This is a genomic window from Dermatophilaceae bacterium Sec6.4 (genome assembly GCA_039636865.1).
GTDB lineage: Bacteria > Actinomycetota > Actinomycetes > Actinomycetales > Dermatophilaceae > Allobranchiibius.
In genome coordinates, this window is sequence record CP144172.1 from 2796871 (window position 1) to 2813019 (window position 16149).

Below are 16149 nucleotides of genomic sequence, written 5' to 3' on the forward strand. Positions count from 1 at the left end.
AGCACGACCTCCGCGACGAGGAAAGCCGAAAGTCAGGCCTCGTCGCGGCAGCTAAGAAGAAGTCCGTATGCCGCACGCATTGGCGTAACCCTAGGCCCCGGGGTTGTTACTCGTCCACAGCGGGCGACAAGTGGCTAAGCCCCACGTTTCACCGTCAACGGCGACGCCGGCACCGATTGTCAGCGGAACTGCGGCAGGGTGTGACCGGGTCCGCATTCACCGAACGCGATGTGCCCCAACTACTGGGTCATTGACCGGCTCGGCTCGGCGCTGCGCTGTGCGCTCAGTCGAAAGCCGTTACGCCGGTCACCGTAGGAACCAGCAGGATTCCAGCCCTCGCACCCACCTTGCTGTAGACGCTGGGCGAATTGAAGACCGGCACATCGGACCCGACCGCCACGCCGGCTACCTTCTTCAAGCTCACCCGATCCCAACCGGCGAGCGTGTTTGTGTGGGAGTCCAGTGCCCAGACGACATCCCCGAGTACGACCGGTGAGCTGTCCGCTCCGGACAGCCGCGGCCCGACTTCTGCAGAGGCCACCTCGATGACCTGGATGCCGCCACCACGGCAAGGGACGAAGAGTCGCTGCGTGCGGGCGTCATACGCCGGCCCACCATCCGGGTCGCTCCCGCAGACACCGGGGATCTTGGCGACCATGCTCAGGTCGCCCGATCGCAGCAGAAAGCCGACATCGGTCTTGCCGACCCCGAACACCATTCCGCCCGGAAGCAGGACGGGGTTTGCGGTCGACACATCCTCGTCACCGCCGGCTTCACGGTCCTTATACGCAGCCACCGGCGCCAGCTCCGCGTTGAGCTTCACGACACTCTCGGTGTACTTCTTCGGGTCCGGGCCGCCCTGCGGGGGATCAGGATTGGCATTCCCGGTCGACACGTAAATATCACCGGCGCCATTGATCGCGGGCGCGCCACCGGACTGCCAGATGGCACCGCCTCCGCCGTCGGAAGCCACTTCAAATGACCGCTGCCGCGTCGGATGCAGCGGATCGATCGAGACCACCCACCCGTGGTAGGTGCCGCAGTCACCAGAGTTCCCGCCGTACGACACCATGACCCGACCGGCGTCGAACGCCAGCGAGGCGCGCTGCAGCAGCTGGACCGGCCGCTCGCCGTTCGGTAACGGAGGATCGGCGCGCACGCTGCTACGGATGGCACCCGTCGAAGCATCGAGGCCGACGAGTTGGTGATGGGCTGCTCCCCTACCGTCAGCAATCTCGGCAACGACATACATGGTGCCGGTGGCCGGGTCGATGACTGGCGTGCTGGTGATCCCGAGCGGATCGATGTTGCCGCACCCGGCTACTTGTACGACGTCGGTCAGCGGACGGCCCACTGTGCGCGACCAGAGCACCGCACCGTCGGATGGGCGTAGGGCCACCACCCGGTCGGCCTCGGTCGCCACCAGGATCCGCCCACCGAACACCAAAGCCTGGCCACGCACCGCAGCCCCGAGGTCGCGGGTCCACGCATGCCTGGGCGTCCCCGCAGCCACGCCGACCGCAACCTGCCCGGTACGTGCGTCGTTCGCGTGATAGCTCAACCAGTTGCTGCTGGGCCCTCCAGCCGTCGTAACCGGTACCGAGTGGCTGGGGATGCCGAGGGTGCCAGGGGTGCTGCACCCGGCACAACCCACGGCCGCCGCCACCGCCACCACGAGCCACCGCCCGGCTGAAGCCATCGCAGTCAGCGACGCAGATCGGGTTGGCGACGGACGGCGATGTAGTTCTCGTCGATCTCCTCGATCGAGAACTTGCCGATCGGGATCTCCGAAAGGATGACTTCCTCGTCAAGGCTGAGTGGTGTCACAACGGTCCGCGCCGTGCGCACCTGCTCACCGTCGCGCAACACGATGTAGGTGTTGACGATTTCGACTCGGCCCTCACCGGCAGGTTTGGCTTCGAAGAACCGTTGGTATTCGTGCCGACCCATCGTCGCGGACCCCGCGAGGTGACGCTCGACCAACGTGTCAGGAACACCGCCGTAGGAGCGGCTCATCAGGATCGGCGCACCGGGCACCAGCACCTGCGCCATCCGGGTCCAGAACCTGTCGCGGGTCCGACCGCCCAGGAAATAGATCACATTGAACAGCAGTGCCCCACCGCATTCGTCCGGCAGCCACACATCGAGTATTGACTCCGGCAATACCGTTGTCCGGGAACGAATTTCGGGTCGCTCAGCTACCCGCAACATGAGCAGCGACCGCATCAACGGGTCGGGCTCGACAGCCAGGATCTCGGCCAGTGGGAAGCGAGCCGCGAGCGCCAACGTCGTCAGACCGCTGCCGCAACCGATATCGATCAGCGGCCGGTCCCCGATCAGCGCCGCCCGCTCCCACGGGATGGCGGAGATGTAGTCCGAGTCCGCGTCGATCGGCAGTCGCAAGGTGTCGCCGTACTCGGCCCACACGGCGTTGTCGTCATCTGCCATGCCGAGTCAGAATCCCAGCTTCGAAAGCTGATTGGGGTCGCGCTGCCAGTCCTTGGCGATCTTCACATGCAGATCGAGGAAGACCCGCTGACCCAACAATGTTTCGATCTCGCCGCGCGCGTTGGTGCCGACCTCGCGCAGCCGGGACCCGGCCCGACCGATGATGATCGCCTTCTGACTGTCCCGCTCGACGTAGACGCTGACGCGGACATCGAGCAACTCTTTCCCGGGTGCGCGACCCTCACGCTGCACCATTTCTTCGACGACGACCGCCAGGCTGTGCGGCATCTCATCGCGCACGCCCTCCAACGCGGCTTCCCGCACCAGTTCCGCGACCATCACCATGTTCGGCTCGTCGGTGATCACGTCGTCGGGGTACAACTGCGGGGATACCGGCAGGTGCTTCAGCAACACCTCGCGAACGGTGTCGACCTGGTCGCCCTTGGTCGCCGAGCAGGGCACGATGTCGTCCCATTCGCCGAGCGTGTCGATGGCGGTCAGGTGCTGCATCAGCCGGTCGCGCGACGCAGTATCGGACTTGGTGGCAATCGCCACGATCGGACGCCGCCGTCCACGTCGCAGCTCAGCCAGCTCCCTGGCGATGAACTGGTCACCGGGGCCGATGCGCTGGTCAGCAGGTAGGCAGAAACCGATGACATCGACATCCAGCAGGGTCGACCGCACGACGTCGTTCAGACGTTTACCGAGCAGCGTCCGGGGCTTGTGCAGCCCAGGGGTGTCGACCAGGATCAGCTGCCCGCCGGGGCTGTTGGTGATGCCGCGGATCGGGTGCCGGGTGGTCTGCGGTTTGCTGGAGGTGATCGCGACCTTGCCGCCCACCAATGCGTTCGTGAGGGTCGACTTGCCTGCGTTGGGGCGCCCCACCAGGGCAGCAAATCCTGCCCGGTATTCCGTCACGATGCTCTCTCTTCCAGTGGCTGCGCCACGCTTTTTGCAGATTGTGTCGCGTTGAGGTCGTCGTCCGACTGCTCCAGAACGCGTTCGATCACTACTGTCGCGAGTTGGTGTCGACGACCTGCCATCCGCTCGGCCGTCAGCCGTAGATCACCGAGTTGTGCGCTCGCACCGGGGATCGGGACCCGGCCGACCAGTTTGCCGAGCAGACCCCCCACCGTGTCGACGTCGTCCTCCTCGATCGTCACGTCGAAGTGTTCGGCCACGTCGTCCACGGACATCCGGGCCGGCACCCGCACCTTGCCGCCGCCCAGCTCCTCGGTGCCCGGCGTGGCGCGGTCGTACTCGTCGTCGATTTCTCCGACGACCTCCTCCACGATGTCTTCGAGCGTTACCAGACCCGCGGTCCCGCCGTACTCGTCGATGACCACCGCGAAGTGGCGTCGCGCGACCTGCATCTCTCTCAGCAGATCGTCCGCCGGCTTGCTGTCGGGCACGTAGACGGCAGATCGCATCACGGCGTCGCAGGCAGCACGCGAGTCAACCCGCCCGTCGACCAACCTGCCCGCCACGTCCTTGAAGTAGAGAATCCCGATGATGTCATCTGGCCCGTCGTCCACCACCGGGATGCGGGAGAATCCCGTGCGCTGAAACAACGACATCGCCTGGCGCAGCGTCTTGGCCCGGTCGATGGTGACCATGTCGGTGCGCGGCACCATCAACTCGTGGGCCAACGTGTCACCCAGCTCGAAGACCGAGTGGATCATCTTGCGCTCATCGGCCTCGATCAGTTCCGAGTCGGTTGCCAGGTCGACGTATTCGCGCAACTCCGCTTCTGAATCGAAGGGGCCGTTGAGGTAACCGTGCCCGGGCGTCACCGCGTTCCCCAGCGCGACGAGGAGCCGGGCGATCGGACCCATCAACGTGCGAAGGCTGAGCACGATCGGTGCCACGAACAGTGAGATGGCTTCGCCGTGCTGACGACCCAGCGTTCGCGGAGACACCCCCACCAGCACAAAGGATGCCAGCGCCATCACGGCGATGGACACCAGGAGCCGGGCCCAGAGAGAACTTACGGCATCACCGACGGCGATCGTGACCAGCACCGCCGCCGTGGCCTCTGCCAGCACCCGGAGCAGCGCAAGGGTCATAGCGACCGCGCCGCTGTCTTTGACCAGTTCGAGCAACGCGGGCGCTCCGCGGCGTCCATCGTCGACGAGATCTTCCACGTGGTGCACGCCCATGCGTGCCACTGCGGATTCGGTGGCGGCGAGTAGGAATCCGAAGATCACCGATAGCAGCGCAAAGACCAACAACAACGTCATCGCGGCTTCACTGCCCCGTCGGCGGGGCGATCCTCACGACCGGTAGGTCACGCGTGGCGAGAAACCGCAGCAGCAGCGTGCGCTGTAGGGAGAACATTTCCTGTCGCTCGTCGGGCTCCACGTGGTCGAAACCCAGCAGGTGCAGGATGCCGTGCACGGTGAGCAGCAACAGCTCCTCCTCGGTGGTGTGCCCAGCTTCGGCTGCCTGAGTGGCAGCCACCGTCGGACACAGCACGAGATCGCCGAGCACACCCTCCTGCGCGTCGTCAGCGCTGTGCCCCGGGCGCAGCTCATCCATCGGGAAGCTCATGACGTCGGTCGGACCGGGCAGGTCCAGCCACTGCACGTGCAGCACTTCCATCGCGGCCTCGTCGATCACCCGGACACACAGATCGGCCTGCGGGTGCACATTCAGCTCATCCATGACGAAGGTCGAGCAGGCATGCAGTTCATCCAGATCGACCTCGACGTCGGTCTCATTCAGCAGGTCGATGCTCACGAGAGACCCCGCGAGATACCGGTCGGCCGAGCCTCATAAGACTCGTACGCCTCCACGATCGCGCTCACGAGTCGGTGCCGCACCACGTCGCTGGAGTTCAGATGCGCGAAATGTACGTCGTCCACGTCGTCGAGGATGCCCTGGACCACGCGTAGGCCCGATTTGGTGCCACCTGGCAGATCGACCTGGGTGACGTCACCGGTGATGACCATCTTGGAACCGAAACCGAGTCGCGTCAGAAACATCTTCATCTGCTCGGCGGAGGTGTTCTGTGCCTCATCCAGAATGACGAATGCGTCGTTCAGGGTGCGCCCGCGCATGTAGGCCAGCGGTGCGACCTCGATCGTGCCGGACGCCATCAACCGCGCCATCAGCTCGGGGTCGACCATGTCGTGCAGCGCGTCGTAGAGCGGACGCAGGTAGGGGTCGATCTTGTCGGTGAGGGTCCCCGGCAGGAATCCCAGATGCTCGCCAGCTTCGACAGCGGGCCTGGTCAGGATGATGCGACTGACCTGCTTGGCCTGCAACGCAGCGACTGCCTTGGCCATTGCCAGGTAGGTCTTACCGGTGCCCGCAGGGCCGATGCCGAAGACGATCGTGTTGTCGTCGATCGCGTCGACGTACTGCTTCTGCCCCAGCGTCTTGGGCCGGATGGTGCGACCGCGGCTGCTCACGATGTTCATCGTCAGCACGTCGGCGGGCCGCTCCCCCTTGTCGGAGCGCAACATCGCTATCGACCGCTGAACAGCGTCGGCATTCAACGGCTGCCCGGCCTCGATGACCAGCAGCAGCTCATCGAGCAGCTCCTCGACCAACGCCATGTCGGCCGGCAGACCTTCGAGATGAAATTCGTTGCCGCGCACGTGGATCACCAGGCCTGGAAAGCCTCGTTCGATGGTCCGCAACAACTCGTCGTGCGGGCCGAGCAACGTCACCATCGAAACGGTGTCGGGCAACTGCACGGTGTGACCGGCCACTACATCTCGTGGCCGCTGACCGGATTCGGAGGACCTGGCAGGACGGTGGGGTGCTGTCATTGTGATCCCAGTCTACGGTCGTCCACCGACACGCACCCACGCGATTTTCACCAGCGCAGCCGGGCGGACAGCACGGCGATGGCCGCCGGGCCGGCCGTAGAACTACGCAGCACCCCCGGCCCGAGTCGCACTGCGTCGGCGCCTCGCTCGGTCAACGCGGTGAGCTCACGGTCGCTGATTCCGCCTTCCGGACCCACGATGAGCATCAACCGCTCGGCATGACGCAGACCATCCAGCTCCAGCTCACCGATGCCGGTCGTCGCCGCCTCGTGCAGCGCGAGTACCCGCGCGCCGCTGATCTGTCCCACCAACGCAGCGGTCGTCACCAACTGCTCGACGACCGGCACATCGGCGCGTCGCGACTGCTTCGCGGCGGCCGTGACCACCGTCTCCCACTTGCGATGCGCCCGGGCGGCACGGTCCGCACGCCACTGCACGACACTTCGCTCAGCAGCCCACGGCACGATCGTGTCCACGCCCAGCTCGGTGGCCGCCTCGATGGCCTGCTCGTCCCGGCCACCCTTGGCCAGTGCCTGCACGAGCGTCAGACGCGGCCCCTCCTGGACGGGACGTTGGATCAGCTGGACAAGGACCGTCAATACGTCCTGATCGGCGGCGGCAACCTGTCCCACCACGACCGTGCCGGAACCATCGGCGAGCTGGACGGGCTCACCAGGGGCCATCCGACGCACCCGCACCGCATGACGACCCTCCGGACCGTCCACCGATACCAGCGCGCCCACCGCGACATCCCGCAGCGACCCCGGCGCCGCCCAGAACATCGGTGCGGTCATCGCAGGACGCTACTTCTGCTTGAAGGCGTCGCGTAGCTTGCCGAGCAGACCCTGACCGACCGGCTGGAAGTTGCCCACCGGGGCCTCTTCGCCGCGTTCTTTGGCGAGCTGACGCAGCAGTTCCTCCTGCTGGTGGTCCAGCTTGGTCGGCGTGCGGACGTTCGCATGCACAAGGAGGTCCCCGCGGATTCCCAAGCGCAATTTCGTGACGCCCAGACCCTTCAGAGTGATGACGTCGCCCGGCTGGGTGCCTACCCGCACCGTCACCTTCCGCTCACCGTCGAAGGTCTCCAACGGCAGGTCGGTGCCCAGCGCGGCCGCTGTCATCGGCAGCTCCACCGAGCAGTGCAGATCGTCGCCCTGACGCTGGAAGGTCGGATGTTTGCCGATGCGGACCTCGAGGTAGAGGTCACCCGCCGGCCCACCGCCAGGGCCGACCTCACCTTCACCGGAGAGCTGGATGCGGGTACCGGTGTCGACCCCTGCAGGCACCTGGATGGAAATCGTGCGACGGTCCCGGACGCGTCCTTCCCCGGAGCATTCGAAACACGGATCGGTGATGATCTCGCCGAATCCGCGGCATGCCGAGCAGGGTCGGGTGGTCATGACCTGGCCCAGGAAGGAGCGCTGGACCTGCTGTACCTGACCGGCACCGCGGCACACGTCACAGGTGCGCTTGCCGGTGCCGGGACGGGCTCCGTCTCCGTCGCAGGTGTTACACAGCGTCGCAGTGTCGAACGTGACGTCCTGCTCGCCGCCGAAGACAGCCGTCCGCAGCTCGAGATCGACCGGGATCAGGGCGTCCTGGCCGCGCTGGGCGCGTGAACGGGTGTTGCCCGCTCCAGCCGCCGTCCCCCCGAAGAAGGCATCCATGATGTCGCTGAAGGAGAAACCCTGACCGAACCCGGCAGCACCCTGGCCGCCGTACGGGTCCTGGCCCATGTCGTAGGACGACTTCTTCGCCGGGTCCGACAACACGTCGTACGCCTGGGAAACGGACTTGAATTCTTCAGAGGCCTCGTCACCGGGGTTGACATCCGGGTGCAGTTTGCGGGCGAGGCGTCGGTAAGAGCGTTTGATCTCTTCCGGGCTGGCGTCTCGTGAGACACCGAGGACGGAGTAGTAGTCGTTCACAAATGTCCTTCTCAGCTGGTCTTGCTTCGATCGGTTCGGGTCGGTGCGGGTAGAACTCAGCTCTCGTCCAAAATCTCCGAGACGTACCGCGCGACTGCTCGTACCGCAGCCATGGTGCTCGGGTAGTCCATCCGGGTGGGTCCGAGTATTCCCAGCCCGGCATGCGAAGCGATGCCGTAGGTAGAGCTGACGACCGATGCGCCGCGCAGCCCATCCACCGTATTCTCCGCGCCGATGCGCACGGCAACTGAGTGGGCTGATTCGGTAGTCATCTGTCCGAGCAAACGCAACAACACGACATGTTCTTCCAACGCCTGCAGGACCGGACCGATCGTCATCGGAAAATCGTGCACCGAACGGGCCAGATGCGCGGTGCCCGCGAGGACGACACGCTCCTCACGCTGCTGAGCCAGGGCCTCGGCGAGCACGGCGATGACCAGCCCGGCAGTTTCGCGGTGTTGCGGCGCCATGGCATCGATTACCGCGGGTAGCAGCGGGATCCCATCGGACCAGGTGGCACCGGCGACAGCCTCATTGACCCGGTCGCGCAGCGTACGCAGCAGATCCTGACCGGCTTCGGCGACCAAATCGACGTCGACCGGCACGACCCGCTGCTCGACCCGCCCGTTGGACAGGATGACCACGGCCATCAACCGGTCACCGCCCAACGGAACCAACTCGATGTGTCGAATGGTCGCGGGATTCAGCGACGGGTACTGCATCACAGCGACCTGGTTGGTCAACGACGAGAGCAGCCGCACCGTGCGATCGACCACATCATCCAGATCGACGGCGTGCGCGAGAAAGGTCTGCACGGCCGAGCGCTCCGCCCGTGACATCGGCTTGATCTCACTGAGCCGGTCCACGAATGCCCGGTAGCCCGCGTCGGTAGGCACCCGACCGGCGGAGGTGTGCGGGGCCATGATCAGCCCCTCCTCCTCCAGTACGGCCATATCGTTGCGGACCGTGGCGGCGCTGACGCCCAGCCGGTGACGGTCCAGCAGGGCCTTCGAGCCGACGGGTTCGGAGGTGGCCACATAGTCCTGCACGATGGCGCGCAGAACTTCCGCGCGACGTTCTTGGCTCATGTCACCTCCCCAGGCGGCATCGTCGGTGGCTGGCACTCGGGCATATCGAGTGCCAAGTCTACGTGCTCAAGACGTCAGGCGTGTCGCCCCGTCCGGCGCCCGCAGCCGCCGCATACGCTCGCGGGGTGAGCAGCGATCGATACGGCGGCGATGTCCTGAGCAGCGACTGGCGCGCGCCCCGGCGTGGCCGATCGACCCCTGTCGATGCCGTTGTCGGCCTCGTCATCGAGGACGTCGAGACGGGCTTCTGCGGCGCGGTGACCCGGGTGGAAAAGGCCGGCGGGATGCACGTCGTCCACCTCGAAGACCGCCGCGGCCGCAGCAAGGCGTTCACGCTCGGCCCCGGATTCCTGTTGGACGGTAAACCGGTCGAGCTGAGGGCAGTCAAGAACACCGAAGCCATCGATGCTGTACGCGCGGCCGCCACGCGTACGGCAAGCGGGTCACGGGCGGTGGCGGGTACCGCGGCATGCGTCGCGTCCGGGTCACGGATCTTCGTCGAGGGGCGCCACGATGCAGAGCTCGTGGAGAAAGTCTGGGGCGACGACCTGCGTATCGAGGGTGTCGTGGTGGAGCTTCTGGAGGGGGTGGACGATCTCACCGGCGTCATCCGCGACTTCCGCCCGGCCCCTGGCCGGCGGATGGGCGTCCTGGTGGACCACCTCGTGCCGGGTACCAAGGAATCACGCATCGTCGCGGACGCTCTCTCGTCCTACCGAGGTGACGACGTGCTGGTGGTCGGCCACCCGTACATCGACGTCTGGGAGTCGGTACGACCCGAGCGACTCGGCTGGGAGGACTGGCCGCTGATCCCGCGCGGCCAGTCGTGGAAGCACGGCATCCTCGCCGAGCTCGGCTGGCCGCATGCCGACCAGCGCGATGTCGCGCACGGCTGGAAGCGCATCCTGTCGACGGTCCGTTCCTACGCCGATCTGCAGCCGGAGCTCCTGGGCCGGGTCGAAGAACTCATCGATTTCGTCACGGCGCCGCAATGAGGCCGGCCCTGTGACACCTGGCCCGAACGCACCTGTCTTACCGGCAGCTGTGCGCGCCGAGTTGGTCGCCGTAGTGGCGACCGTCGGTCCGGACGGCCCCGCTGTGCTCGCAGCCGGGCAGCCGCCGCGCCTACCGGCCGGTGCGCTGCAGGCGACCGGCGATTCTTTGCAGGAAGGCGTGCGCGCTTTTGCGGCCGAGCAGACCGGACATTCGCTGGGCTACGTCGAGCAGCTCTACACCTTCGCCGATCTCGGGCGCGCCGACCCCGCTGCTGCCCATGACGGCACCGCGAGGGTCATCTCCATCTCCTACCTCGGCCTGACCCGCGCGGACTCAGGTGCACCGGAGTGGACGGCTGCCTATTCGCTCCTGCCCTGGGAGGACCGCCGGTCCGTGGGCACCGCGGCTGCACTGCTGGAGGAGCTGGAGCGTTGGACACTGGCTGCGAGCGGGGCAACGCGCGCGAACCGACGAGAACGACGTAACCACCTTTTCGGCACAGCCGACCTGCCCTGGCGACCTGAGCTCGCTCTGCAACGATACGAATTGCTTTGGGAGGCAGGCATCGTCGGCGAATCACCGCGTGCTCGACATCCTGGAGTCGACTCCGGGATCGTTATGCTGCACGATCACCGCCGGATCCTCGCGACAGGCCTGTCCCGATTGCGCTCGGCACTGCAGTACCGCCCAGTCGTCTTCGAGCTGATGGCGCCGACCTTCACCCTGGGTCAGCTCCAAGAGGTCGTCGAAGCACTCGCGGGCCAGGACCTGCACAAACAAAACTTCCGCAGACTGGTCGAGCAGCAGCATCAGTTGGTCGAACCCACGGGCGAGTCCGAGCACGGAACCGGTGGACGACCGGCGCGGCTCTACCGATTCCGCCGAGAGGTCTTCGCCGAACGCGCCCAGGTCGGCACCAAACTGCCGATCCCGCGGGCGCGCTGACCGCGAGCGCAGCACAACAACGCGACGTGACAACGCAGGACAGACGGACTGGGTGTTATGCTCAGTATCAGCATTTACTCAATCAGAGTATTACCGGCTGTGGAGGTACCGAGATGACCGCGACGACGTACGACAAGGTCCGGCACGTGATACCCGAGGTCGAGTGGGCCACCTTCACCGACGACATTGCCGCGATCCTGGCCCTGAAGACCGAGCAGGACGCGGTGATCCTCGCCCACAACTACATGACTCCGGAGATCTACCACGGGGTCGCGGACATCGTGGGCGACTCCCTCGCATTGGCCCGCGAGGCCCAGCATGTGCAACAGGGCACCATCGTGCTCGCCGGAGTCCACTTCATGGCCGAGACCGCGAAGCTGCTCAACCCCTCCAAGCGAGTGCTTCTGCCTGACCTTCGTTCGGGTTGCTCACTCGCCGAAAGCATTACGCCGCACGATGTACGGGCGCTACGCGCCGAGCACCCCGGCGTGCCAGTCGTCACCTACGTCAATACCTCGGCGGCGATCAAGGCCGAGAGCGACATCTGCTGCACCTCCGGAAATGCGGAGCGCGTCATCGCATCGCTCGGTGTACGACGGGTCATCATGATTCCGGACCAGTACCTCGCGCGAAACATCGCCGCACGGATGGGTATCGAGGTCATCACCCACCCCGGGGCCTGCGAGGTACACGAGCGGTTCACCCCGCTGGACATCGCCGAAATCAGACAGGGTCACGAGGGGGTCGTGGTTCTCGCGCACCCGGAATGCCCGCCCGACGTGGTGCAGGTCGCCGACTTCGCCGGATCGACCGCAGACATGCAGGCCTACGTGCAGAACCACCGTCCGGCCAAGGTCGCGCTGATCACGGAATGCTCGATGTCGGACAACGTCGCGGCCGACCATCCGGATATCGAGTTCGTCCGACCGTGCAACCTGTGCCCGCACATGAAGCGCAACACCCTCGCCAGCATCCGCACCTCGCTGCAGGCCGGTACCAACGAGATCACCATCGACCCCGCGACTGAGGACGCCGCGCGGCTGTCGATCGAGCGCATGCTGGCGGTGTCCTGATGACTGTGCCTGTCATCGTGGGGTCCGGCCTCGCGGGTCTGACCGTGGCCGGGGCGCTCGCGCCAAAGCCGTGCATCCTGATCACCGCGGCTGAACTGACCGGGGGCGCTGCCAGTATGTGGGCTCAGGGCGGCATCGCTGCGGCGCTCGGTGCCGACGACTCCCCCGCTCTGCACGCCGCAGATACCGCCACAGCCGGCGCCTATCTAGGTGACGCGCAGGCGATCAACCGCATCACCACGGCAGCGCCGGACGTCGTCCGTCACCTGCTGGCCCTCGGGGTGCCCTTCGACATCCGTAGCGGCGACGGGGCCCTGGACCTGGCGCTCGAAGGCGGCCACTGCCGCAAGCGCATCGCACACGCCGGAGACCGCAGCGGCGCCGCGATCACCAGCACCGTCGCGCAACACATCGCCGCGCTCGGCAGCGTCGAGGTGCGCCCAGGTCACCGCGCCCGACGACTGCTACTCGACGCGCACGGCCAGGTCAGCGGCCTGATCGTAGAAGATGCCGCCGGCGCTGTGACCGAAATCCACACCGACCGGGTGGTCCTGGCAACGGGCGGTCTCGGTGGCCTTTTCGCGCACACCACCAACCCGCGCACCGCTCTCGGGCAGGGCGTCGCCATCGCCGCGCGGGCAGGTGCCCGGACCGATGATCTGCACTTCGTGCAGTTCCACCCGACGGCTCTCGACGTCGGTCTGGACCCGATGCCGCTGTTGACAGAGGCGTTGCGCGGAGCAGGCGCGGTGCTGCTCGGCGACGGCGAACGGTTCATCGACGAGTTGCAACCTCGCGACGTCGTCGCGGCCGCTGTGTGGGCCCAGGCGCAGCGTGGCCATCGGGTGACGTTGGATGCCCGGCACGTGCCGGACGTGGCAGCGCGATTCCCGGCCGTAGCCGAACTCGTCGCAGCGGCCGGTCTCGATCTCGCGCACGATCTGCTGCCCGCTGCGCCCGCAGCGCACTACTCGATGGGTGGAGTCACCGTCGACCGGCGATCGCGCACGTCGGTGCCCGGGTTGTGGGCGGTGGGCGAAGTGGCCCGCACCGGTCTGCACGGTGGTAATCGACTCGCATCCAATTCTCTGCTGGAAGCCGTCGTAACCGGTGAGGCGGCAGCCGCAGATCTCCTGGACCCCGAGTGGTCAGCTCGCGCCAACGAAGTCGCCACCGCTGACGCAGACTGCACGCGTGCGCACAGCAGCGGGCGGGAAGTCCCGCTCCAGCAGATCCGCGACACATTGCAGCAGGCCTGCGGTGTGCTGCGCTCGGAGCACGTGCTGCGGGCAGCGGTGGAGCGCCTCGAGGGCTGCACCCATGAAGACGCGGCCTACGTTGCATGGTTGATCGCCCGATCGGCTCTCGCGGATCCGCGCAGCGTCGGCGCCCACCGCCGTGTCCAGAACGCACCGGCTGAGAACTCGACGGCAGGGAGCATCGTGTGAGCACCGACCTCGCACTCGACGCGTTGATCCGACGCGCCCTGGAGGAAGATCTCGGAGGTATCGGTGACATCACGACCCAGGTGACGGTGCCCGCGAACATCGGCGGTTCGGCGTACGTTGTTGCCCGCGAAGACGGGGTTCTATCCGGATCATGTTGCGTCACCTCAGCATTCGCACTGGTCGACGCGGATCTGCAGGTGCGCTGGGATGCCGTCGATGGTGATCGGGTGCAACCCGGCGACGTCGTCGCGTCCGTGCGGGGTCGAGCAGCATCGATCCTGTGCGGGGAGCGGGTCGGCCTGAACCTGCTGTCGCACTGCAGTGGCATCGCCACCCGTACCGCGACGCTGGTGCGCCTCGTTGAGGGCACCGGTGCCCGCATCGCTGATACCCGCAAGACGATGCCAGGTCTACGGGCGCTGGAGAAGCAGGCAGTCGTGCACGGTGGCGGGATCAATCACCGCTTCGGCCTCTTCGACGCCATCCTCGTCAAGGACAACCACATCGGGCTGGGTGGCGGGCTGACGTGCGTGCTCGATCGACTCGCAGCGCACCGCGGCCACCTCGTCCGCGTCGAGATCGAGGTGGACAACCTCGACCAGTTGCGGCAGGTCCTTGCCTTCGACTGCAGACGCGTGCAGTCGGGTCGACCCCCTGTGGTCCACGCCGTGCTGTTGGACAACATGACCCCGGGCCAGGTCGCCGACGGTGTTGAACTCGTGCGCGTTCATCCCACGTCCGTCGTGGTGGAGGTCTCCGGCGGGGTGACCGAGGACTCGGTGCGGGCCCTGGCCGAAGCCGGCGCCGATGTCATCTCGGTGGGCGCCCTCACCCACAGCGTCACCGAGCTGGACTTCGGGCTCGATCTGCGCAGTGAGTCAGCAAGCTCTGACTAACCCAGCAGTGGTGTGCAGACGGTTTCACTTCAGGTTCTCAGGTGCGCTACCTGTCGTCGGCGACCTGCAGGGCTTATCGCAACGAAGCGATCAGGACATCGTCGCCGCTGCGGCATCGGAGTTGGGCCGCCTGAGACAACTCCTCGCGGGGCCCGGGACCGCAGTAGTCATCTCACGTCGAAACCACCGCATGTCATCAAGCCTCCACTCTCGTCGAACTCAACCCCAACGCTCGTTCCAGGGTTGAGTTGTAATCAACCACATGTTCAGCCAGATACGAGCTATGACCGATACGGAATCCCCAACTGCGCCTATCGGAAGGACATTGGCGCCCGACGTACTCTGGGAGAACGAGATCGAGGCAGGAGGGCCCAGCGATGACGCCACATTTAGGCCAACACAATGAGCGTGGGATCGATGGTGCCTTCTTACCTCGGCGCCGACTTCTCAACATCGCCGGAATTGCTCTGCTCTGCGTGCCAGCCATAGCCGGCGTCACGAGCATTTCCCACGACTCTGCTACGCAACGACAGCCTGCGGCGGTGCCGAACGTGAGCGGACCAGGCCAACCAACGACCCCCACGGCACAGTGTCCAACAGCCTCAGACGGCCACATCACCAACCTCCCTCCTCCACGGCGTCCACAATCCAGAGCGGGGACTTCAACCGCACCGATCGCGCCCGCTTCGCCACCACGGCCGCACTCGAGGCCAACCGTTTCGCCAGCAACTCTGATCATCTGCCCAGCCGGGACGTGACCTGCGCCTAGATGTCTGCACTCACCAGCTGATCATCGGCGATCGGAACCAGGTCTTGCTGGTGCAATCGAGAAAAGCTTCGCGGTGACCTCGGATCAACCGGCTCGACCGGACATACTTCGCGGATGCTTCTGCGCGACCTTCGTACGTCGATAGAACTAGTGGTGAACGGTTACCAATTCCCGGATATTGGATCGGACGACCAGCCAGAGGATCCAGAGTCCTGGGATTCCAACTGGCTCATCATCCACGGCACCGTGACTACTGGAGAGGGCTCGCCATGGTCATTCCAGCAACCCTGTCTGACAACGTGGGAGGTGGCCGAGTTGGCCGACTGGTTTCAGAACGTCGCAGCCGGTCTCACACCACCGCTCCCACCCGAGGCCAGGGAGCCAGATAAAGCTTCCTCCTATGCTCCTGCTGGATGGTTGACATTCACCGAGCCAAACCTGAGCTTTGGGGTGGGCGCCCAGTCCGAAGCGAGGGTGCAACTATTGATCTGTTTGAGCCACGAGCTCGCGCAACCCCCGCTGGACGTACAGCGACCTACCACCTCTCGGATCACCATCGAGACCACGCCACAACAGACTCAAGACGCCGCAGCTGCATTGCAGGAGTATCTCGCGACGTTCCCAGCCCGGTGAACGATCGCTCCCTGTACCCGTCGGTACTCAGCGGGTGAAGAGCACGAGGTCATTCCGCGAGACGCGCTTACCGGGACTGGTCCACATCACACCATGGCCATGAGCTGATCAAAATCATGGGCGAGCTCTACTGGTGGGCTCTACAGTGG

General features: G+C 65.8%; 15 protein-coding genes. 6 read left to right on the forward strand and 9 right to left on the reverse strand.

The genetic code is table 11. The features are described 5' to 3' along the window. Positions 1-283: 283 nt before the first annotated feature. The 9 genes from V3G39_13315 to hrcA are packed head-to-tail and all read right to left on the reverse strand — an operon-like array spanning position 284 to position 9240. Positions 284-1699, reverse strand: coding sequence for a PQQ-binding-like beta-propeller repeat protein (locus V3G39_13315; protein XAS75622.1), 1416 nt, complete (start codon positions 1697-1699; stop codon positions 284-286). A gap of 5 nt (positions 1700-1704) precedes the next feature. Continuing rightward, entirely contained in the window at positions 1705-2448 is a 744-nt protein-coding gene (locus V3G39_13320) for a class I SAM-dependent methyltransferase (protein XAS75623.1), read from the reverse strand. A gap of 6 nt (positions 2449-2454) precedes the next feature. Continuing rightward, positions 2455-3366 (reverse strand): GTPase Era, encoded by a 912-nt coding sequence (gene era, locus V3G39_13325; protein XAS75624.1) that lies wholly within the window; start codon positions 3364-3366, stop codon positions 2455-2457. Next, positions 3363-4688, reverse strand: a complete 1326-nt coding sequence (locus V3G39_13330; protein ID XAS75625.1) for a hemolysin family protein — start codon at positions 4686-4688, stop codon at positions 3363-3365. Before V3G39_13330 ends, era begins: the two co-directional genes overlap by 4 nt. Before the next feature lie 7 nt (positions 4689-4695). Next, positions 4696-5187, reverse strand: coding sequence for an rRNA maturation RNase YbeY (gene ybeY, locus V3G39_13335; GenBank protein ID XAS75626.1), 492 nt, complete (start codon positions 5185-5187; stop codon positions 4696-4698). Next, positions 5184-6224, reverse strand: coding sequence for a PhoH family protein (locus V3G39_13340; GenBank protein ID XAS75627.1), 1041 nt, complete (start codon positions 6222-6224; stop codon positions 5184-5186). The genes ybeY and V3G39_13340 overlap by 4 nt, the downstream gene beginning before the upstream one ends. A gap of 47 nt (positions 6225-6271) precedes the next feature. Further along, positions 6272-7018: a 16S rRNA (uracil(1498)-N(3))-methyltransferase gene (locus tag V3G39_13345; protein ID XAS75628.1), complete on the reverse strand. Its 747-nt coding sequence runs from the start codon at positions 7016-7018 to the stop codon at positions 6272-6274. Between the two features lie 9 nt (positions 7019-7027). Next, a complete protein-coding gene (gene dnaJ / locus V3G39_13350; GenBank protein ID XAS75629.1) occupies positions 7028-8152 on the reverse strand; it encodes a molecular chaperone DnaJ in 1125 nt (374 codons plus the stop codon). Positions 8153-8208: 56 nt separating this feature from the next. After that, a complete protein-coding gene (gene hrcA, locus V3G39_13355) occupies positions 8209-9240 on the reverse strand; it encodes a heat-inducible transcriptional repressor HrcA (GenBank protein ID XAS75630.1) in 1032 nt (343 codons plus the stop codon). 125 nt (positions 9241-9365) lie between these two features. Between hrcA and V3G39_13360 the strand changes: the two genes are divergently transcribed. The 6 genes from V3G39_13360 to V3G39_13385 all read left to right on the forward strand — a co-directional run bounded on the left by V3G39_13360 (position 9366) and on the right by V3G39_13385 (position 16000). Beyond that, entirely contained in the window at positions 9366-10235 is an 870-nt protein-coding gene (locus tag V3G39_13360; protein XAS75631.1) for a DUF3097 domain-containing protein, read from the forward strand. Between the two features lie 10 nt (positions 10236-10245). Continuing rightward, the gene (locus tag V3G39_13365; protein XAS75632.1) at positions 10246-11181 is read left to right on the forward strand and encodes a hypothetical protein; all 936 of its coding nucleotides are present in this window, start codon (positions 10246-10248) and stop codon (positions 11179-11181) included. A gap of 113 nt (positions 11182-11294) precedes the next feature. Continuing rightward, positions 11295-12254 (forward strand): quinolinate synthase NadA, encoded by a 960-nt coding sequence (gene nadA / locus V3G39_13370; protein XAS75633.1) that lies wholly within the window; start codon positions 11295-11297, stop codon positions 12252-12254. Continuing rightward, positions 12254-13702 carry an FAD-binding protein gene (locus V3G39_13375; GenBank protein XAS75634.1) on the forward strand — a complete coding sequence of 483 codons (1449 nt, stop codon included), beginning with the start codon at positions 12254-12256 and terminating at the stop codon, positions 13700-13702. The genes nadA and V3G39_13375 overlap by 1 nt, the downstream gene beginning before the upstream one ends. After that, positions 13699-14598: a carboxylating nicotinate-nucleotide diphosphorylase gene (gene nadC, locus V3G39_13380; GenBank protein XAS75635.1), complete on the forward strand. Its 900-nt coding sequence runs from the start codon at positions 13699-13701 to the stop codon at positions 14596-14598. The genes V3G39_13375 and nadC overlap by 4 nt, the downstream gene beginning before the upstream one ends. Positions 14599-15481: 883 nt before the next feature. Beyond that, a complete protein-coding gene (locus V3G39_13385) occupies positions 15482-16000 on the forward strand; it encodes a hypothetical protein (GenBank protein ID XAS75636.1) in 519 nt (172 codons plus the stop codon). Positions 16001-16149: the final 149 nt, after the last annotated feature.

What these genes read in the sequence shown, in the direction of transcription:
- V3G39_13315 (XAS75622.1), bottom strand. Translation starts at nt 1,699, where the DNA reads ATGGCTTCAGCCGGGCGGTGGCTCGTGGTGGCGGTGGCGGCGGCCGTG.
- V3G39_13320 (XAS75623.1), bottom strand. Translation starts at nt 2,448, where the DNA reads ATGGCAGATGACGACAACGCCGTGTGGGCCGAGTACGGCGACACCTTG.
- V3G39_13330 (XAS75625.1), bottom strand. Translation starts at nt 4,688, where the DNA reads ATGACGTTGTTGTTGGTCTTTGCGCTGCTATCGGTGATCTTCGGATTC.
- V3G39_13340 (XAS75627.1), bottom strand. Translation starts at nt 6,224, where the DNA reads ATGACAGCACCCCACCGTCCTGCCAGGTCCTCCGAATCCGGTCAGCGG.
- V3G39_13345 (XAS75628.1), bottom strand. Translation starts at nt 7,018, where the DNA reads ATGACCGCACCGATGTTCTGGGCGGCGCCGGGGTCGCTGCGGGATGTC.
- hrcA (XAS75630.1), bottom strand. Translation starts at nt 9,240, where the DNA reads ATGAGCCAAGAACGTCGCGCGGAAGTTCTGCGCGCCATCGTGCAGGAC.
- nadA (XAS75633.1), top strand. Translation starts at nt 11,295, where the DNA reads ATGACCGCGACGACGTACGACAAGGTCCGGCACGTGATACCCGAGGTC.
- V3G39_13375 (XAS75634.1), top strand. Translation starts at nt 12,254, where the DNA reads ATGACTGTGCCTGTCATCGTGGGGTCCGGCCTCGCGGGTCTGACCGTG.
- V3G39_13385 (XAS75636.1), top strand. Translation starts at nt 15,482, where the DNA reads ATGCTTCTGCGCGACCTTCGTACGTCGATAGAACTAGTGGTGAACGGT.